The 18,491-nt window shown below is 71.6% G+C and carries 19 protein-coding genes and 1 pseudogene; 9 read left to right on the top strand and 11 right to left on the bottom strand.

Features of this window, described 5'->3' with window-relative positions:
* Positions 1-129 precede the first annotated feature (129 nt).
* A pseudogene (locus F9278_RS40630) lies at positions 130-414 on the top strand (M1 family peptidase); the annotation flags it as partial.
* Positions 415-729: 315 nt separating this feature from the next.
* Here the strand turns inward: F9278_RS40630 and F9278_RS40625 are convergent.
* On the bottom strand, positions 730-1,206 hold the full coding sequence (locus F9278_RS40625; protein ID WP_152172780.1) for a F0F1 ATP synthase subunit B family protein: 477 nt from the start codon (positions 1,204-1,206) through the stop codon (positions 730-732).
* 17 nt (positions 1,207-1,223) lie between these two features.
* Positions 1,224-1,736: a macro domain-containing protein gene (locus F9278_RS40620; RefSeq protein WP_152172779.1), complete on the bottom strand. Its 513-nt coding sequence runs from the start codon at positions 1,734-1,736 to the stop codon at positions 1,224-1,226.
* A gap of 100 nt (positions 1,737-1,836) precedes the next feature.
* Here F9278_RS40620 and F9278_RS40615 point away from each other — a divergent pair, with 100 nt between their 5' ends.
* On the top strand, positions 1,837-2,577 hold the full coding sequence (locus F9278_RS40615) for a MerR family transcriptional regulator (protein ID WP_152172778.1): 741 nt from the start codon (positions 1,837-1,839) through the stop codon (positions 2,575-2,577).
* 7 nt (positions 2,578-2,584) lie between these two features.
* On the opposite strand, the gene F9278_RS40610 is transcribed toward F9278_RS40615, so the two are convergent.
* Positions 2,585-2,821, bottom strand: a complete 237-nt coding sequence (locus F9278_RS40610; protein ID WP_404818988.1) for a hypothetical protein — start codon at positions 2,819-2,821, stop codon at positions 2,585-2,587.
* Positions 2,822-2,830: 9 nt separating this feature from the next.
* Here F9278_RS40610 and F9278_RS40605 point away from each other — a divergent pair, with 9 nt between their 5' ends.
* Both F9278_RS40605 and F9278_RS40600 read left to right on the top strand, forming a co-directional pair.
* Positions 2,831-3,394: a sugar ABC transporter ATP-binding protein gene (locus F9278_RS40605; RefSeq protein WP_226967148.1), complete on the top strand. Its 564-nt coding sequence runs from the start codon at positions 2,831-2,833 to the stop codon at positions 3,392-3,394.
* A gap of 191 nt (positions 3,395-3,585) precedes the next feature.
* Positions 3,586-4,571 (top strand): IS5 family transposase gene (locus F9278_RS40600; RefSeq protein ID WP_404818858.1). Its coding sequence is split into 2 segments (ribosomal slippage): positions 3,586-3,993 and positions 3,996-4,571, totalling 984 coding nucleotides; the frame shifts between segments, so codons are not numbered across the junction.
* A 79-nt stretch (positions 4,572-4,650) separates the two neighbouring features.
* On the opposite strand, the gene F9278_RS40595 is transcribed toward F9278_RS40600, so the two are convergent.
* The 4 genes from F9278_RS40595 to F9278_RS40580 form a co-directional block, all read right to left on the bottom strand.
* On the bottom strand, positions 4,651-6,825 hold the full coding sequence (locus F9278_RS40595) for a 3-hydroxyacyl-CoA dehydrogenase NAD-binding domain-containing protein (RefSeq protein ID WP_152172777.1): 2,175 nt from the start codon (positions 6,823-6,825) through the stop codon (positions 4,651-4,653).
* Positions 6,826-6,884: 59 nt separating this feature from the next.
* Positions 6,885-8,099, bottom strand: coding sequence for an acetyl-CoA C-acetyltransferase (locus F9278_RS40590; RefSeq protein ID WP_152172776.1), 1,215 nt, complete (start codon positions 8,097-8,099; stop codon positions 6,885-6,887).
* A gap of 47 nt (positions 8,100-8,146) precedes the next feature.
* Complete coding sequence (locus F9278_RS40585; RefSeq protein ID WP_193241848.1) at positions 8,147-9,298, bottom strand: CaiB/BaiF CoA transferase family protein; 1,152 nt, start codon at positions 9,296-9,298, stop codon at positions 8,147-8,149.
* A gap of 155 nt (positions 9,299-9,453) precedes the next feature.
* On the bottom strand, positions 9,454-9,834 hold the full coding sequence (locus F9278_RS40580) for an MmcQ/YjbR family DNA-binding protein (protein ID WP_152172775.1): 381 nt from the start codon (positions 9,832-9,834) through the stop codon (positions 9,454-9,456).
* A gap of 104 nt (positions 9,835-9,938) precedes the next feature.
* On the opposite strand from F9278_RS40580, the gene F9278_RS40575 reads away from it, so the two are divergent.
* The gene (locus tag F9278_RS40575; protein ID WP_152172774.1) at positions 9,939-11,120 is read left to right on the top strand and encodes a saccharopine dehydrogenase family protein; all 1,182 of its coding nucleotides are present in this window, start codon (positions 9,939-9,941) and stop codon (positions 11,118-11,120) included.
* Positions 11,121-11,160: 40 nt separating this feature from the next.
* On the opposite strand, the gene mmpA is transcribed toward F9278_RS40575, so the two are convergent.
* From mmpA to F9278_RS40560, 4 genes are all read right to left on the bottom strand, one after another.
* A complete protein-coding gene (mmpA, locus tag F9278_RS46540) occupies positions 11,161-11,307 on the bottom strand; it encodes a morphogenic membrane protein MmpA (protein WP_193242120.1) in 147 nt (48 codons plus the stop codon).
* 86 nt (positions 11,308-11,393) lie between these two features.
* Positions 11,394-12,101, bottom strand: a complete 708-nt coding sequence (locus tag F9278_RS40570; RefSeq protein ID WP_152172773.1) for an endonuclease V — start codon at positions 12,099-12,101, stop codon at positions 11,394-11,396.
* A gap of 64 nt (positions 12,102-12,165) precedes the next feature.
* Positions 12,166-12,492 carry a plasmid stabilization protein gene (locus F9278_RS40565; protein ID WP_152172772.1) on the bottom strand — a complete coding sequence of 109 codons (327 nt, stop codon included), beginning with the start codon at positions 12,490-12,492 and terminating at the stop codon, positions 12,166-12,168.
* Between the two features lie 107 nt (positions 12,493-12,599).
* Positions 12,600-13,646, bottom strand: coding sequence for a WD40/YVTN/BNR-like repeat-containing protein (locus F9278_RS40560; protein ID WP_152172771.1), 1,047 nt, complete (start codon positions 13,644-13,646; stop codon positions 12,600-12,602).
* Between the two features lie 295 nt (positions 13,647-13,941).
* Here F9278_RS40560 and F9278_RS40555 point away from each other — a divergent pair, with 295 nt between their 5' ends.
* The 4 genes from F9278_RS40555 to F9278_RS40535 all read left to right on the top strand — a co-directional run bounded on the left by F9278_RS40555 (position 13,942) and on the right by F9278_RS40535 (position 18,491).
* A complete protein-coding gene (locus F9278_RS40555; RefSeq protein ID WP_152172770.1) occupies positions 13,942-14,358 on the top strand; it encodes a spore wall synthesis regulator SsgD in 417 nt (138 codons plus the stop codon).
* 327 nt (positions 14,359-14,685) lie between these two features.
* Complete coding sequence (locus F9278_RS40545) at positions 14,686-16,317, top strand: ABC-F family ATP-binding cassette domain-containing protein (RefSeq protein ID WP_152172769.1); 1,632 nt, start codon at positions 14,686-14,688, stop codon at positions 16,315-16,317.
* A 195-nt stretch (positions 16,318-16,512) separates the two neighbouring features.
* On the top strand, positions 16,513-17,289 hold the full coding sequence (gene ddaH, locus F9278_RS40540; RefSeq protein WP_152172768.1) for a dimethylargininase: 777 nt from the start codon (positions 16,513-16,515) through the stop codon (positions 17,287-17,289).
* 224 nt (positions 17,290-17,513) lie between these two features.
* The gene (locus F9278_RS40535; RefSeq protein ID WP_152172767.1) at positions 17,514-18,491 is read left to right on the top strand and encodes an acyl-ACP desaturase; all 978 of its coding nucleotides are present in this window, start codon (positions 17,514-17,516) and stop codon (positions 18,489-18,491) included.

The following is an 18,491-nucleotide window of genomic DNA, read 5'->3' as shown; positions in this document are numbered from 1 at the left end:
TTGGTATGGGAGAGGCGGTGGGAGCCCCTGCCGGTCTCGATGATGCTCCCACCACAAGAAGAGGGGCGGGGCGGCCAGACCCTGGAGGTCTCCCACCGGTCCGGGTGGCGTTCGATGTCGGCCATGGGCTCGTCGTCGATGCCGCTCGACAAGGCCACCTACGACGTGTCCGTGCTCGTACCGGACGGCTCGCAGGCCATCGCCAACGGCACGCTCCAGTCGACGAGTTCACGCGCCGACTGGACCCGCTGGAACTGGCGGTCCAACAAACCGCAGGTCACCTATCTCGCCACCCTCGCCGTCGGGAAGTTCGACGTCACCACCGGGCGGACCGCGAACGGCATCCCGATCGTCAACGCGTACAGCAAGGACATCGGCGACAGTTACGGGGCGGCGCGGGCCAGCGTCGACCGGGGAGTCCTTGGTGGGTCTGTTCGACACGTGGCTGTATCAGCCGGTGAAGCCGGGGGCTGCCGCGGCTCAGCAGGGGGGCTTGGCCGCGGTGGGTGTTGTGCCCAAGGCGCCGAAGTCGTGGAAGAAGATCGTGGCGACCAACTCCGTTCATGGGCGTGAGGATGGGGGTGGGGGCGGGCAGGGGCGCGGGCACGCGCACGCGCACGCGCACTAGAAGCTCGGGGGGTGGGTCAGGTCGGTTCGGTTGTCGGCCGCGGGCTCGTCGTGGCTTGTCGCGCGGTTCCCCGCGCCCCTGGAAGGAGGGCTGCGCCCCCTTCAGGGGTGGGGGTGGACTCCCGCTTCGATCGGTTCGCCGATGATTCTGCTCGCCAGGGCCGAGGCCAGTTCCGCCGCGTGGGTGCGGAGTTCGGCCTCGGCCGTGGCGCGGGCGGTGGTCAGGTGGGTGTGGCCCTCGGTGAGGAGGGTGGTGTACTCGCGGTGGCCGTCGGCGCGGGCCTCGGCGATCAGGGCGGTGCCCTCCTCGAAGGCGCGCTGGCGGATGCGGGCGGCCTCGTGGCGGGCGTCGGCCAGGGTCGCCGCCACCTCGGCCCGCTTGATCTGGATCTGCTCCTGGAGGGCCTGGGCCTCGGCCTCGGTTCCCTTGGTCGCGGCCTCGCGTTCGTCCAGGACGCGCTGGATCCGTGGGACGAGCCGGACGAAGAAGAGCAACACGAGGGCGAACAGGACCGCCGCGACCGCGAGTTCCTCGACGACGGGGTTCAACGGGCCGATGTCCATCGGAAGGAGATCCATACCCGTGCCCTACCCGCTCACCCGCGCGAAGTACCGCGTCCGGTCCGGGTTCGGTCCCCGTGGTCGTACACCGTCACGGCTGTCCCGCGCCGCACCAGCCGGTCGTTGACCAGCGGCTCCACCCGCGACCACGTGCCGCCCGCGAGACCACAGCCGATGCGGGGCATATGAACCGAGGCGTCCAGCTCCAACGCCTTGTCGGCGAGCAGGCCGAGCGCGGTGTCGATGGCCTCGTAGCGGACGGGCACCCCCTTGCTGCCGGTGCGGGTGCCGCGCTGGCCTATCAGATTGGCGACCCAGGTGTAGGGGCCGACCTGGACGAACTGCGCGGCGCCGAGTCCGAAGTCGTTGTGCGCGCGCTCGCGGTGCCAGGCACGGTAGGCGGCATCCGGCTCCGGCCAGCGACGGGACAGGGCGAGGACGAAGCCCTTGCCCCAGCCGCCCAGGTCGTTGCAGACATGGGCGATGACCTTGACTCCCTTGCCCAGCGGCACGGTGGCGTCCCCCCGGACGTAAGTGATCCCCGACATGACGCCACCGTACGGGGCGGCACTGACAATCGGCGGTGGCCGAGGTGTCACGGCACCTCCGAGGTGTCACAGCGGCGGTGGGACAGCGATACTGCTGTGCATGACGACCGACACCGGAGAGAGCGCCGGCACCGGCTCCGGGGAGGGCGCGGGAGAGGCGGAAGGGGTCGTGCTCACCGTCGACGAGCTGGCCGCTCGGGCGGGGGTCACGGTGCGTACGGTGCGTTTCTACGGTGCCCGGGGCCTGCTGCCGCCGCCGGTGATCGGGCCGCGGCGGGTCGGCCGGTACGGGCGGGATCATCTCGCCCGGCTCGCGCTGATCGAGGAGTTGCAGCGGCAGGGCATGACCCTCGCGGCCATCGAGCGGTATCTGCGGCGGCTGCCGCCGGACCTCACCCCGCGCGACCTCGCGCTTCAGCGCGCGATGGTGGCGTCCTGGGCCCCGGACGCGGTGGAGACGGTCACCCGGGAGGAGCTGGACCGGCGGGCGGGGCGGGCGCTGGGCGAGGAGGATGTGGAGCGGCTCGTCGCCATGGGGGTGGCCGAGCGGGACGGTGACGGGCTGCGCGTGGATCCGGGGCTGCTGCGGCTCGGGGTGGAGCTGCTCGACGTACCCCTGTCCGAGGAGTCGGTCCTCGCCGCGCGGACCGTGCTGGTCGAGCACTCGCGCGCGGCGGCCCGTGAATTGTCGCGGCTCTTCCGCGACGCGGTGGCCGAGCGCGATCCGCAGGCCGTGAAGTCGCTGTCGGCCGATATGCAACCCCTGGTCGTGCAGGCCTTGTTGACGACCTTTCAGCGGTCGTTGCGGGAGGAGCTGAGCCAGTGGCTCGCGGAGTCCTGATCCCGCGTCACAGGTAGGCCGAGCCGCCGGACACGTTGAGGGTCTGCCCGGCCAGGAAGCCGCTGGCCTCGTCGACGACGTACAGCAGCGTGGAGACCAGGTCGCCGGGCTCCTGGGTGCGCGGTACGGCCTGGCGCTCCCGGACATGGGCGAACCGCCGTCGGCGCCGACCGTGCGTTCGGCGGTGTGGGTGCGGACCATGCTGGGCGCGATCGCGTTGTCGCCGCGTGCCGAGGGCACCCATATCGCGGTCGTGTCCCAGGAGTTGAGTCTCTTCCCCGACCTCACCGTCCGGGAGAACCTCTTCCCGTACCGGCCGCCGCGCCGCTTCGGGCTGCTCGACCGGGGGCCATGGACCGCGCGGCCCGCCCGGTCCTCACGGATCTCGGACTCGACGTCGACCTCACCGCGCCGCACCGCTCGGCGAACTCTGCCTCGCCGAACAGCAGTTGGCGGAGATCGCGCGGCGCTGCTGCGGCGGCCCCGGGTGCTCGTGCTGGACGAGCCGACGTCCGCGCTGCCGGCCGCCGCGGTCGACCGGCTGGAACAGGTCCTGCGCACACTCACCGGGCAGGGCATCGCCGTCCTGTACGTCACCCACTTCCTGGAGGAGGTGATGCGCCTCGCCCGGCGGGTCACCGTGCTGCGGGACGGCCGGGTCGCGCTGCCGGGCGTACGGCGGGAGGAGACGGCCGTGCCGGAGCTGGTGACGGCCATGCTGGGCGCCCGCCCGAGCCGCCGCGTCGCGAGGCCGGGAAGGCGGACCCGGGCGAGGACACGCGCGGGGAGCCGCCGCCGGTCGTGCCGTCCGGGGTGAGCGGGTGCGTTGTCGGGTGCGGGTGGGTGGGGGCTGGTCGCGCAGTTCCCCGCGCCCCTGAAAAGCAGGGGCTGCGCCCCCTGCTTTTCAGGCCCGCAGGGCCTGTGTCTTCTAGGGCCTGTCTGGAGTTTGGATCAGGAGTTCGGTAGATCGCCTGCGCGCGAGGGCTCGGTCTTGATAGGCCATCAGTCATGGCGCGAGGCGATCTCACCGATGAGCAGTGGGCCCTGATCGAGCCGCATCTCCCGATTGCCGCGGTTGGTCCCATCCCTGACCTGCGGAAACACTTCAACGCGGTGATGTGGCGGTTCCGGACGGGTAGCCCCTGGCGTGACCTGCCGACCGAGTTCGGGCCCTGGCAGAGCACGTACGACCGCTTTCGGATCTGGGCGAGGCGGGGCGTTTTCCAGGACCTGATGCAAACAGTGATCGCTGAGGCCGCCGCCCGCGGCCAGGCCGACTTGGGCCTGGTCAGCGTGGACTCTGCGACCGCCCGGGCCCATCATCACGCCGCCGGGATGGCCCTGGACCCCGAGCAGTTGGCGGCCTTGGAAATGGCCGTCGAGGCCGAAAAGGGGGCGAGGGCAAGGCACAAAGAACGCAGGACGGACAGGCTGAGGATGAGGCGCGCGTCGAGCGGCGACGGGTCCGCCGACGACACCGGGCCCGGTTGAAAGCCGCCGAGCTGGGGCGTTCCCGGGGCGGACTGACGAGCAAGATTCATGTGGCGGCTGACCGACGCTGTCGCCCGCTTGCGTTCGTCCTCACGCCCGGGCAGGCCGGTGACAGTCCGCAGTTCGCCCCGGTCCTGGAACGGGTGAAGGTGCGCGGCCCGATCGGGCGCCCGCGGACCCGGCCGGATGCGGTGGCCGCGGACAAGGCGTATTCGTCCCGACGCAACCGCCGCTACCTGCGACGACGCGGGATCCGAGCCGTGATCCCGGAGAAGGTCGACCAGGCCGCGAACCGCAAGAAGCGTGGCAGCGCCGGCGGCCGGCCAGTCTCATATGACGCGACGCTCTACAAAGAGCGCAACACCGTGGAACGGTGCATCAACCGGCTGCGGAACTGGCGCGGTATCGCTACCCGGTACGACAAGAACCCGGAGAGTTACGAGGCCGGACTGCACCTGTGTGGTGCGATGCTCTGGCTCCGTAGCATCGCACCACACTTGTGATCCGAACTCCAGACAGGACCTAGGGGTGCGGGGAACTGCGCGAGAAGCCCCCACCGGGCGGCACCCGACGACGCACCCCTCACTCGTCCCCGAACCGCTCCCCCTTCTCCGCCATCTCCACCAGCAACTCCGGCGGCGCGAAGCGATCACCGTACTGGTCGGCCAGTTCGCGGGCCCGGGTGACGAAGCCGGGGAGGCCGCCGTCGTAGCCGTTGATGTACTGGAGGACACCACCGGTCCAGCCGGGGAAGCCGATCCCGAAGAGCGATCCGATGTTCGCGTCGGCGACGGACGTCAGCACGCCCTCCTCCATGAGCCGGACCGTGTCCAGCGCCTCCGAGAAGAGCATGCGTTCCTGCATGTCACGGAAGGGGATCCGATGGCCGGGCCGCGTGAAGTGCTCACGCAGACCGGGCCAGAGCTTGCCGCGGCCGCCGTCGGGGCCGTAGTCGTAGAAGCCCGCACCGCCGCTGCGCCCCGGCCGGGCGAACTCGTCGACCATGCGGTCGACGACCGCCTCGGCGGGGTGCTCGACCCACGTGCCGCCCGCCTCCTCCACGGCCCGCCGGGACTCGGCCCGGATCTTGCGCGGCAGGGTGAGGGTCAGCTCGTCCATGAGGGAGAGGACCTTCGCGGGGTAGCCCGCCTGCGCCGCCGCCTGTTCGACGGACGCGGGCTCGATGCCCTCCCCCACCATCGCGACACCCTCGTTGATGAAGTGCCCGATGACCCGGGAGGTGAAGAAGCCGCGCGAGTCGTTGACGACGATCGGGGTCTTCTTGATCTGCCGGACGAGGTCGAACGCGCGGGCGAGCGCCTCGTCGCCCGTCTCCGCGCCCTTGATGATCTCGACGAGCGGCATCTTGTCGACGGGCGAGAAGAAGTGCAGCCCGATGAAGTCGGACCGGCGGACGACGCCCTCGGCCAGTTCGGTGATGGGGAGGGTCGAGGTGTTGGAGCAGAGCAGGGCGTCCGGCGCCACGACCCCCTCGATCTCCTGGAACACCTTGTGCTTCAGCTCGGTGTTCTCGAACACGGCCTCGATGACGGCGTCACAGCCCGCGAGGTCCGCCGGGTCTGCGGTGGGGGTGATACGGGCGAGCAGCGCGTCGGCCTTCTCCTGGGTGGTGCGGCCCCTGGCGACCGCCTTGGCGCAGAGCTTCTCCGAGTAGGTCTTGCCCCTGGCCGCCGCCTCGGGCGTCACGTCCTTCAGGACGACGTCGATGCCCGCGCGGGCGCACGAGTAGGCGATGCCCGCGCCCATCATCCCGGCGCCGAGGACGGCGGCCCGGCGGACCTGACGCGGCTCGACGCCCTTGGGCCGGTTCGCGCCGGAGTTGACGGCCTGGAGGTCGAAGAAGAAGGCCTGGATCATGTTCTTGGAGGTCTGGCCCGCCGCCAGCTCCACGAAGTAGCGCGCCTCGATGACCTGGGCGGTCTCGAAGTCGACCTGGGCGCCCTCGACGGCGGCGGCCAGGATGTTGCGCGGCGCCGGGTAGGGCGCGCCGTTCGTCTGCTTGCGCAGGGTGGCGGGGAAGGCGGGCAGGTTCGCCGCGAACTTCGGGTGGGCGGGGGTGCCGCCGGGGATGCGGTAGCCGGGCTTGTCCCACGGCTGCTGGGATTCGGGGTTGGCGTCGACGAAGGCGCGGGCCTTCGCCAGCAACTCCTCCTGCGTGGCGGCCACTTCGTGGATCAGGCCGTTCTCAAGGGCGCGCTGCGGGCTGTACTGGGTGCCCTGGAGCAGCACCTTCAGCAGGGCGTCGGCGATGCCCAGCAGCCGTACGGTACGGGCGACGCCACCGCCGCCGGGGAGCAGGCCGAGGGTGACCTCGGGGCAGCCGATCTTGGAGCCGGGGGCGTCGAGGGCGACGCGGTGGTGGCAGGCGAGGGCCAGCTCGTAACCGCCGCCCAGGGCCGCGCCGTTGATCGCGGCGACGACGGGCTTGCCGAGGGTCTCGATGCGGCGCAGATTGCGCTTGATCTCCAGGCCGCCGTCGAACAGTTCCTGAGCGGTGTCGGGGGTGACCTTGATCAGGTCGCGGAGGTCGCCGCCGGCGAAGAAGGTCTTCTTGGCGGAGGTGATGACGACACCGCGAATGGTGTCCTTCTCGGCCTCCAGGCGGTCGGTGATCACCGCGAGCGAGTCGCGGAACGCCTGGTTCGTGGTGTTCGCGGACTGGTTCGGGTCGTCGAGGACGAGAGTGACGAGCCCCGTGCGGTCCTGTTCCCAGCGGATGGTGGTGCTCTGTGTCATGACAGGTTCTCCGTAGCGTCTTTCCGCAGAAGTCTTGGTGGGGTGATCCGCCGGTCGGCTCAGACGCGTTCGACGATCGTCGCGATGCCCATGCCGCCGCCCACGCACAGCGTGGCCAGGCCGTACCGCTTGTCCTGCCGCTCCAGCTCGTCGATGAGGGTGCCGAGGATCATCGCGCCGGTCGCGCCGAGCGGGTGGCCGAGGGCGATCGAGCCGCCGTTGACGTTGACCTTGTCGAGCGAGAGACCCATGTCCCGGACGAAGCGGAGGACCACGGCGGCGAACGCCTCGTTGATCTCGACGAGGTCGATGTCGTCGATGGTCAGCCCGGCCTTGGCGAGGGCCTTGCGGGTCGCGGGGGCCGGGCCGGTGAGCATGATGGTGGGCTCGGAGCCGGAGACGGCGGCGGAGACGATCCGGGCGCGCGGGCGCAGACCGTACCGCTCGCCGATCTCCCTGCTGCCGATGGCGACGAGGGAGGCGCCGTCCACGATGCCGGAGGAGTTGCCCGCGTGGTGGACGTGGTCGATCGCCTCGACCCAGTGGTACTCCTGCAGCGCCACCGCGTCGAAGCCGCCCAGCTCACCGATGTCCGCGAAGGACGGCTTCAGCTTGGCGAGGGAGTCGGCGGTCGTGCCGGGCCGCATGTACTCGTCGTGGTCGAGGACGACGAGACCGGAGCGGTCCTTGACGGGGACGACCGAGCGGTCGAACCGGCCGTCCTTCCATGCCTCCGCCGCCCGCTCCTGCGACAGCGCCGCGTACTCGTCCACCTCGCGCCGGGTGAATCCCTCGACGGTGGCGATGAGGTCGGCGCCGATGCCCTGGGGCACGAAGTTGACGGCCAGATTGGTCATCGGGTCGTTGAACCAGGCGCCGCCGTCCGAGGCCATCGGCACCCGGGACATCGACTCGACGCCGCCCGCGAGCACCAGGTCCTCCCAGCCCGAACGGACCTTCGCGGCGGCCAGGTTGACGGCCTCCAGACCCGAGGCACAGAAGCGGTTCTCCTGGACTCCGGCGACCGTGTCCGGCAGTCCGGCGGCGATCGCGGCGGTCCGGGCGATGTCGGAGCCCTGGTCGCCCACCGGGCCCACGACACCGAGCACGATGTCGTCGACGGCGGCCGGGTCGAGGCCGGGGAAGCGGCTCCGGACCTCGTGGATCAGGCCGACGACGAGATCGATGGGCTTGGTGCCGTGCAGGGAGCCGTTCGCCTTGCCGCGACCACGCGGGGTGCGGATCGCGTCGTACACATACGCTTCGGTGCTCACGAGTCTGGCCTTTCCAGTGGCGGGAGGGTGCGGCCCGGGGGCCGGTGTCAGTCGGTGTCCTGGGCGGAGGGGTCCGCCGAGAGGCCGGGTATGCCCCAGTCGTCCGCCACGTCCGCCAGGTCGGCGCCCGGCTGGGCCGGGCCGGTGCGGACCGAGGTCGGCGTGGCGGAGAAGCGGGGCGCGGGGGCGGGCTGGGTGATGCCGCCGAAGTCGGTGAAGGTGCCCCGGGCCGCGAGATGCGGGTGCCGCGGGGCCTCCCGGAGCGACAGGACGGGGGCGACACAGGCGTCGGAGCCCTCGAAGACGGCCGTCCACTCGTCCCTCGTACGGGTTCTGAAGCGGGCGGCGACCGTCTCGCGCAGCTCGCCCCAGGCGGCGGTGTCCTTGCGGGCCGGGGCCCGGTCGGCGATGCCGAGGAGGTCGACGAACTCGGCGTAGAACTGCTGCTCCAGGGCGCCGACGGCGACGTACCGGCCGTCGGCGGTCTCGTAGGTGCCGTAGAAGGGGCAGCCGCCGTCGAGGAGGTTGGCGGCGCGGCGGTCCTGCCAGCCGCCGGCGGCGAGCATGCCGTGGAGCATCGCGGAGAGATGCGCGGTGCCGTCGACGATGGCCGCGTCCACGACCTGCCCGGCGCCGGTGGCGCGGGCGTGGTGGAGGGCGGCGAGGACGCCGACGACGAGGTAGAGGGAGCCGCCCGCGTAGTCGCCGAGGAGGTTGGCGGGGGCGGGCGGCGGGGTGTCCGGGGTGCCGATCATGCCGAGGGTGCCGGTGAGGGCGATGTACGCGATGTCGTGGCCGGCGCGCGGGGCGAGCGGGCCCTGCTGGCCCCAGCCGGTCATCCGGCCGTAGACGAGGCCCGGGTTGCGGGCGTGGCAGGTCTCGGGGCCGACGCCGAGGCGTTCGGCGACGCCCGGCCGGTAGCCCTCGATCAGGATGTCGGCGCGTGCGGCCAGGTCGAGGACGGTGTCCGGGCCGTCCGGGGACTTCAGGTCGACGATCACCGACCGTTTGTTGCGGTTGGTGACGTCGTACAGCGGGTTCACGGCGAGTCCCGCGCCGCCCGGCCGGTCGACGCGGACGACGTCGGCGCCGAGGTCGGCGAGGAGCATCGCGGCGAACGGCCCTGGGCCGATGCCCGCGAGTTCCACCACGCGCACACCGGCGAGCGGACCGTGTCCGGGCGTCTTCGCCACCGCCATCGAGCCCCCAAGCTCTGTGACACATCCGATGTGACACCAGTGATGCTAAGAACGTGTTCCACTCCGCACAAGCCCCGAATGAGCAAACGCTTAGTCATTGTGCCCGGACTCGCGGCATGTGTCAGCCCGCCCCGGCCGGGCTCGCGGCGCCGGGCTCAGCCGGCGTCCAGCTCCGCTATGAGCTTCTTCGGGGCGATCACGCGGTAGCTCTCCTCGACCCAGTCGCACAGCAGCTCCGCCGCCGGGGCGCCCTTCTCCTCCAGCGGGACGCGCACCCAGCCGGCCTTGCCCAGGCCGTACCCGGCGGGCTCGGCGCCCGGACAGGTCAGGGCGTGGGCGTGGGTCTCCTCGTCCCGGAGCTTCACGGTGACACCCAGCGGATAGCCGCCGTCGTCCGTCCCGAGGAACACGAACACCTTCTTGTTGACCTTCGCGACGCTCTCGCCCCACGGGAACTCCTCGACCGCGCCGGGCATCCCCAGGGCGAACTCGCGCACCTTCTCCCATTTTTTCAGGGCGTTCCTCGATACGGTCACGACCACCTCCGGATCCCGCGCGCTCGGCTGCTCGTTCCTCACGCTAGCCTCAGCCACCGACAACGGCGCGTGGGCAGGGTCGCGGGCGAGGCTTGAGGGGTTACATGAGCAGCGGACAGGGCAGGGCGGAGCGGGCGTACGACATCGTGCTCTACGGGGCCACGGGGTTCGTCGGGCAGCTCACCGCGGAGTATCTCGCCGAGAACGCGCCCGAGGGACTGCGCTGGGCGATCGCCGGGCGCGACGCGGACAAGCTCGCGGCGCTGCGGGAGCGGCTGCCCGGCGGCGCGGACATCGGTGTGCTCCGGGCGGACGGCTCCGATCCGGACGCCGTGCGCGAACTCGCCCGCCAGGCACGGGTGGTGGCCACGACCGTCGGTCCGTACATCACCCACGGCGAGGAGCTGGTGGCCGCGTGCGCGGACGAGGGCACGGACTATCTGGACCTCACCGGTGAGCCGGAGTTCGTCGACCTGACGTTCGTTCGGCACGACGCACGCGCGCGCGAGACGGGCGCCCGGATCGTGCACGCGGCCGGCTTCGACTCGATACCGCACGACCTGGGCGCGTACTTCACCGTGCGCCAGCTCCCGGAGGACGTGCCGATCACCGTGGACGGTTTCGTGCGCGCCAAGGGCATGTTCTCGGGCGGTACGTTCAACTCCGCGCTCACCGGATTCTCCCGGGGCCGGCAGACGATGGCCGCCGCGCAGGACCGCAAGCGGCACGAGCCGCGCCTGGTGGGGCGCCGGGCGTACGCGCCGGTGAGCGCGCCCCGGTTCGCCAAGGAGGTCGGGGCGTGGGCGCTGCCGCTGCCGACGATCGACGCGCAGGTGGTGCAGCGCTCGGCGCGCGCCCTGCGGCGCTACGGGCCGGACTTCCGCTACCGCCACTACGCGGCCGTGAAGACCCTGCCGTTCGCGGTGGGCGGGGTGGCGTTCGTCGGCGCGGTCGTCGCGGCGGCCCAGGTGCCGCCCGTGCGGCGCTGGCTGGGCGACCGGCTGAAGCCGGGCGAGGGGCCGAGCGAGGAGAAGCGGGCGAAGAGCTGGTTCTCGGTACGGTTCGTCGGCGAGGGCGGCGGGCGCCGGGTCTTCACGGAGGTGTCGGGCGGCGATCCCGGTTACGGCGAGACGGCGAAGATGTTCGCCGAGTCCGCGCTGTGCCTGGCCTTCGACGATCTCCCGGCCACGGCCGGGCAGGTCACGACGGCGGTCGCGATGGGCGACGCGCTGATCGAACGGCTGCGCGCGGCGGGGATCACCTTCCGGGTGGCGGCGTCCCGGTGACACCCGTACGGACCGGACGGGCCCAGCGGGCCGGTGGGCTCTACTGGGCCCATCCGGTCAGCGTGTAGACCATCCCGGCGATCCAGGCCAGTCCGGCGATCACGGCGAGCAGCAGCCCGGTCGTCACGGCACGCTCGACGGTCTGGGTGGGGCTCACGGCGGGCTTCGGGGCTCGGTGCGTCGTCATACGGCACAGCCTGCCGATCATGACCACGCCCCGGCATCCGTACACGTACTCAGTTCGTACTCAGGTACCCGGTCCGCGCGTACACCTCAGGGATGCCCCGGGGCCGGGTCGGCCGTGCCCTTCAGCACCCGGCGGCACAGCGAGTCGGCGTGGCGGGTGGTCTCCGGGAGGCGGTACGCCGGGGTGAGCGCGAGGGTGTGGGCGCAGGCGTTGGGGAGGGTGACGCGGTGGCCGACGGAGACGAAGACCGGCTTGACGCCGTCGCGGGTGCGCAGGGCGCGGCCGACCTCCTCGGTGCCCGCGAGGAGCGGCGTGGCGCTGCCGCGCGGGGCGGCCGGGTCGTCGTGGGTGAAGGTGAAGGGGTTCTTGGCGACGCCGATCGTGGGGAGCCCGGTGAGGACGCCGAGGTGGGCGGCGAGGCCGAAGCGGCGCGGATGGGCGAGACCGTAGCCGTCGCAGACGACGAGACCGGGGTCGCACGGCAGCGCGTCGAGCGCGGCCAGCACGGTCGGGATCTCACGGAACGCGAGCAGTCCGGGGACGTACGGGAAGGAGACCTGCCCGATCGCCGTGGCCTCCGCGACCACGTCGAGGGTCGCCGCGTCCAGCACCACGGCCGCCGCCACGACCACGTCCCGCCCGTCGTCGTACGCCACGTCCACGCCGGTGACACGCCCGGCCCCCGGCGGCGGCCCGGTCTCGTCGAGGACCACCTTCCCCCGCAACTCGTCCTGCACGGCGAGGGCTTGCTCTTCGGTGGCGGGCCAGCCCGCGGGGATGCGTACGGTCGTCATGGTGCCGACGAGCGTACGCAGCCCGGCGTGGCGGCGTGGCCGGGGGGTGCTCCGGGTCCGGGGGCTATTCGTCGCCGAGGGCGCGCTCGAGCTGGCTCTTGTTCATGTCCGAGCGGCCATGGACGCCGCGTTTCCTGGCCTCCGCGTAGAGCTGGTCGTAGGTGGGGCCCCGCGCGCCCTTGTGGGAGCGCTGTCCGCCGCGCCCGCCCGACGACATGTCCTCGGTGGAGGTGCGGCTCGCGGTCTTCGCCTCGCCGGACCGGGCCCGCTCCTTGTTGACGGTCCGGGCGGCGATCTCCTTGGCGCGCGACTCGCTCTCGCCCCGGTTCTCGGCGCTCTCCTCGATGTGCTCGTACTGGCGTTCCCTCTTGGGGCTCGACCCGCGTGGCATGCCGATCACTCCCTTCCGCTCCCGCGTGATCGCTCGCGCTCGCTCGTCCTCGCTCGTGGTGCGAACACGCCACGGGTACCCCGTCCGCCCGGCCCCATCCGGGACGGTCAGTTCTCCAGCCGGGCCACCCGCCCCCGCTCCCCCGCCGCCCAGCAGCCCCGGTCCGGAGTGCAGTCGACGGTGTCGTAGGAGCCGGTGTCGACCGTGCGCCAGGTACGGCCGCCGTCGGTGGTGAGATCGGTGCCGGTGGGGCCGACGGCGAGGGCCTTCGTACGGCTGTACGGGAGCCAGGCGACGCCGGAGCGGTAGGCGGGCGGCGGCTGCGCGGCGGCGGTCCAGGTGCGGCCGGAGTCGCCGGTGACGGCCGCGGCCCGCGGGGACGGCTGGTCGGCGCGGTAGTCGCCGCCGACCGCGATGCCGTGCGCGCGGTCCCGGAAGGCGAGCGCGAAGACGCCCCGGGCGGGGTCCCCGGCCGGGACGGTCGTGTCGGCGACCCTCCAGGTCAGCCCCCGGTCGGCGGAGTGCAGCACCCGTGCGCGGGCGGCCCCGCCGGTGGCCAGCCACACATCGCGCGGCCCGGAGTTCACCAGGCACTGCCCGCTCGCGGCGAAGCCCGCCTCGCCCTCCAGGGCCGGCGGCATGCCCTCGTTCGGCAGGACCTTCCAGGAGCGACCGCCGTCCTTCGTGGACAGGATGCGGAACTTGCCGTCCACCGGGTCGCTCATGGCGAGGCCGTGGCGGGGGTCGAAGAAGGTGAGGCAGTCGTAGAAGGCGCGCGGATCGGTGTTGCGGAACGACTCGGTCCACGTCGCACCGCCGTCGCCCGTGCGGTACACGCGGGAGGCCTCGCCCTCGCCGATGGCCAGGACGACCGCCCTGCGTGCGTCGAATGCCTCGATGTCCCGGAACTGCAGTTCCTGTGCGCCGGGTGGTGAGACGTTGCGCCAGGTCCTGCCCCCGTCGCCGGTGCGCAGCACGGTCCCGGCTGAACCCGCCAGCCACGCGCTGTTCCGGCTGACCGCGGCGAGCCCGCGAAAGCGCACGTCGGTGCCGGTCTCCTTCAGCTCCCAGTGCGGTGGCCGACCTTCCCCGTGTGCCCGCGCGGGCACCGCCAGGGCGGCGGCGAGCGCCGCCGCGGCCAGGCCTGTCGTCATCGTCCGACTCGTCCGACTCATCCGTCTCGACTGCCCCGAGCGCCTCATGGCGGGCGAAGCTAGTGCACCGATCCGGCGCCGTCCAGATGGCCTCGGCCGGGAACCACGGGGCGGCGTCCGGTGTCCTCTCCCATATCCCGCGACGCGGGACGAGAAAGGGATCACCCCAGGGATTGGGCTCGGTGACAGAGGTCACTCGACCCTCATGTGCACGGATCGGCCCGATCCGGCGTCTTCGCAATTGCCAGGCTTCAGCCCTCCGGAATCCGTCCACCCGTCACAAGGGAGCAAGGCGTTGTCCACCGTCATCGAGCAGCCCGTAGAGGCCCGTCTCGTCGCCGCCGCGCCGCGGATGCCGAGCATTCCCGCAACGCTCCACTACGACCGCGACGACCCGTTCGCGGTCCGTATGACCTTCCCCGCCCCGGCCACGCTGGAGGGTGTCGACGTCTGCTGGACCTTCGCCCGCGAACTCCTCGTGACCGGTATGGAGGAGCCCGTCGGCCACGGGGACGTGCGCGTCCGCCCGTACGGCTACGAGCGGCTCGTGCTGGAGTTCCACGCGCCGGAGGGCACCGCCGTGGTGCATGTGCACGCCGGTGAGATACGGCGCTTCCTGGAGCGCTCGATGGAGCTGGTGCCGCTCGGCCTCGAACACCAGCATGTCGACCTCGACCACGACCTCGCCCAGCTGATGCGGGACGCCTGCTGAGGCCGGGCCCGCGTCGCGTTTAATGCGTTGACACTCTTCCGAGCCCCTCCGTACGTTGGTGCACGGTCCTGTTGCCGTCGATTGGAGAAGGACGTTGCTCGTCTGAGGTCCTGAGACACCGCGTCACACACCTTGCCGTTTCCCGGCGTCATGCCGCTTCCCGGCATTTGCTGTGTGCGTTGCGTGCGACCTCGGCGTACGAGCCGTCCTGCCGGCAGCGGGCCTTTCTCACGAACCCGGCTGCCCGCGCCGCTCGCTCCCGTCGGGCCGCCCCTCGCGGTGTTTCGCACGCGTCCCCCTGGCCGCATCGCACCCGCGAGGTTCCTCATGTCTACTCCCCTGTCCCTCACCTGCACCTCCCTGTCCTTCGCCTGGCCCGACGGCACCCCCGTCTTCGAGGATCTGCAGATCGCCTTCGGCCCCGGCCGTACCGGGCTCGTCGGGGTCAACGGATCAGGGAAATCAACCCTGTTGAAGCTGATCGCCGGTCAACTCACCCCGTCCGAGGGCACCGTCCGCGCGAGCGGCGAGGTCGGCCACCTCCCGCAGAACGTCACGCTCGACACCGGCCTCAGGGTCGACGAGGCGCTCGGGATCGCCGCCGCCCGCGCCGCGCTGCACGCCATCGAGGCGGGCGACGTGGCGGAGGAGCACTTCGCGGCGGTCGGCGACGACTGGGACGTCGAGGAACGCGCCCTGGCGACCCTCGGCCAACTCGGCCTGGGCCACATCGACTTGGACCGCACCATCGGCGAGGTCTCGGGCGGCGAGTCGGTGCTGCTGCGGCTGGCCGCACTGCTGCTGCGCCGCCCCGACGTCCTCCTCCTGGACGAGCCGACCAACAACCTCGACCTGTACGCGCGGCGCCGGCTGTACGACGCCGTCGCGTCCTGGTCCGGGGTCATGATCGTGGTCAGTCACGACCGTGAACTCCTTGACCTGGTCGACCAGATCGCCGATCTGCACGCGGGCGAGGTCACCTGGTACGGCGGCAACTTCTCCTCGTACGAGGAGGCGCTCGCCACCGAACAGGAGGCCGCCGAGCGGATGGTGCGGGTCGCCGAGTCCGATCTCAAGAAGCAGAAGCGCGAACTCGTGGACGCCCAGGTCAAGTTGGCCCGGCGCAAGCGGTTCGGGCAGAAGATGCAGGATCAGAAGCGGGTACCGAAGATCGTCGCGGGCCTGCGCAAGCGCGCGGCCCAGGAGTCCGCGGGCAAGCACCGCGTCCTGCACGAGGAACGGCTCGCCGGGGCGAAGGAGCGCCTCGACGAGGCGGTGGAGGCCGTACGGGACGAGGACGAGATCCGCGTCGAGCTGCCGTACACGGCCGTACCGCCGGGCCGGACCGTGCTCACCCTGCTGGATCTGGAGCTGAGGTACGGCGCCCGGGTCAAGGGCGGGCTCGATCTGCGCGGCCCGGAGCGGATCGCGCTGATCGGCCGCAACGGCGCGGGCAAGACCACGCTGCTGCGGACGATCGCGGGCGAGCTGGAGCCGGTGAGCGGCGAGACGAAGGCGCATGTGCCGACGCGGTTCCTGCCGCAGCGGCTCGACGTCCTCGACGACGATCTGACGGTCGCCGAGAACGTGGCCCGATTCGCGCCGGACGCCACCAACAACCGGGTCCGGGCCCGGCTCGCCCGCTTCCTGTTCCGGGGCGCCCGCGCCGACCAGCCCGCGGCGACCCTGTCCGGCGGGGAGCGCTTCCGGGCGGCCCTCGCGGCCCTGATGCTCGCCGAGCCCGCCCCGCAGCTGCTGATGCTGGACGAGCCGACGAACAACCTCGACATGGCGAGCGTGCGGCAGCTGACGACCGCCCTGGAGTCGTACGAGGGGGCGCTGATCGTGGCCGGCCACGACCTGCCGTTCCTGGAGTCGATCGGGATCACCCGGTGGCTGCTGATGGAGGAGGGAGAGCTGCGGGCGACCACACCGGAGGAGATCGAGACGACCGGCTGACCGGGCCGGGCGGCGGGGCGGACGGCAGGGGCGGGCGCACCGGGCTCGGCCTCGCCCTCGGCTACCGCCGAGTATCTCAGGAGGGCCACAGCCCGCGCACGGGGGTTTTGTCCTCGTGCACCGGGACTGCATGATGGCGGACCGGCGTCGCCTCACGGGCGCCGGAAAACCGTCGTTCGATTCGGAGTCACCCACGTGCCCAGCAGGAAAGCCCTCGTCCGCCGCCCGAGCCCCCGCCTGGCCGAAGGCCTCGTCACGCACATCGAACGCACGAAGGTGGACGTCGACCTCGCCGTCGAGCAGTGGGAGGCGTACGGGAAGGCCCTGCGCGACCACGGCTGGGAGACGATCGAGGTGGACCCGGCCGACGACTGCCCGGACTCGGTGTTCGTCGAGGACACCGTGGTCATGTACAAGAACGTGGCGCTGATCGCGCGCCCCGGCGCCGAGTCCCGGCGGGGCGAGACCGACGGGATCGAGGAGGCCGTGGCCGCGCTCGGCTGCTCGGTGAACTGGGTCTGGGCGCCGGGCACCCTGGAGGGCGGTGACGTCCTCAAGGTCGGCGACACGGTCTTCGTGGGCCGGGGCGGGCGTACCAACGCGGCCGGGGTGCAGCAGCTGCGGGCGGCGTTCGAGCCGCTCGGGGCCCGGGTGGTCTCCGCGCCGGTGAGCAAGGTGCTGCATCTGAAGTCGGCGGTCACCGCGCTGCCCGACGGCACGGTCGTCGGGCACATCCCGAAGATGGACACCCCGTCGCTGTTCGGACGCTTCCTGCCGGTGCCGGAGAAGTCCGGGGCGCATGTGGTGCTCCTCGGCGGCGACAAGCTGCTGATGGCGGCGAGCGCGCCGAAGACGGCGGAGCTGTACGCCGACCTCGGGTACGAGCCCGTCGTGGTCGACATCGGCGAGTTCGAGAAGCTGGAGGGCTGTGTGACGTGCCTCTCGGTGCGGCTGCGGGGTCTGTACGCCTGAATCGGCGCTTCCTCACCCTTTCGGCCCCGGGACCTGCGGGTCCACGGGGCCTTCGGCATACCCGTCGACCCCGTGCGGAACCCTGCTGATCAGCACTCTTTACAGCGCCCTTAACCTACGGCATCGTAACCTACGGGTACGTAGCCTACGATGCCGTAGGTTGAGGTCACCCGGCCGTGACCGCCCACAAGATCCTCGCCCCTGTTCGTCCCCCTGGAGCCTCTGTGTCGATCACTTCTCCTCACCTCGGCAGCCCGTCCAACGAGTGGACCGACGCGCGGCTGCTGTACGCGCTGGAGGAAGTCGTCGAGACGGAACTCAACCGGCATCTCAAGGTCACCAAGGACTGGATGCCGCACGAGTACGTGCCGTGGAGCGACGGCCGCAACTTCCCCGGCTTCTTCGAGGACGGCGAGGCCTGGGAGAAGGGGCAGTCCAAGGTCACGGAGGTCGGCCGGATCGCCCTCGTGGTGAACCTGCTGACCGAGGACAACCTGCCGAGCTACCACCACGAGATCGCCACCCTCTTCGGCCGTGACGGCGCCTGGGGCACCTGGGTGCACCGCTGGACCGCGGAGGAGGGCCGGCACGGCATCGTGATGCGCGACTACCTCCTCGCCTCGCGCGCGGTGGACCCGGACAAGCTCGAACAGTTCCGTATGGCCCACATGGGCGAGGGCTTCGAGTCGGACAACCGGCACTCGATGCTCCACACGGTCGCGTACGTCGCCTTCCAGGAGCTCGCCACCCGCGTCTCGCACCGAAACACCGGCCACCACTCCGGTGACCCGGTGTGCGACCGCATGCTGGCGCGTATCGCGACCGACGAGAACCTGCACATGATCTTCTACCGGAACCTGCTCAAGGCGGCGTTCGAGTTCGCCCCCGACCTCACCATGCAGGCCGTCCGCGACGTGGTCGTCGACTTCCGGATGCCCGGCCACGGCATGCCCGGCTTCGAGCGCGCCGCCGCGCAGATGGCCATCGGAGAGGTCTACAACATGCGCATCCACCACGACGACGTCCTCGCGCCCGTCATCCGCTTCCTGAAGATCATGGAGATCGACGGCCTCGGCCCCGAGGGCATGAAGGCGCAGGAAGAGCTGGGCCTCTACATGGGCGGACTCGACGCGGAAGCCAGCAAGTTCGACGAGAAGCTCGCGGCCCGCAAGGCACGCATGGCCGCACGGGCCGGGGCGTAG

Origin of the sequence: Streptomyces phaeolivaceus, assembly GCF_009184865.1 — a bacterium.
GTDB classification, from domain to species: Bacteria; Actinomycetota; Actinomycetes; order Streptomycetales; family Streptomycetaceae; genus Streptomyces; species Streptomyces phaeolivaceus.
The sequence above is the reverse complement of the archived record's forward strand: the minus strand, read 5'-3'. Positions and strand labels throughout refer to the sequence as shown.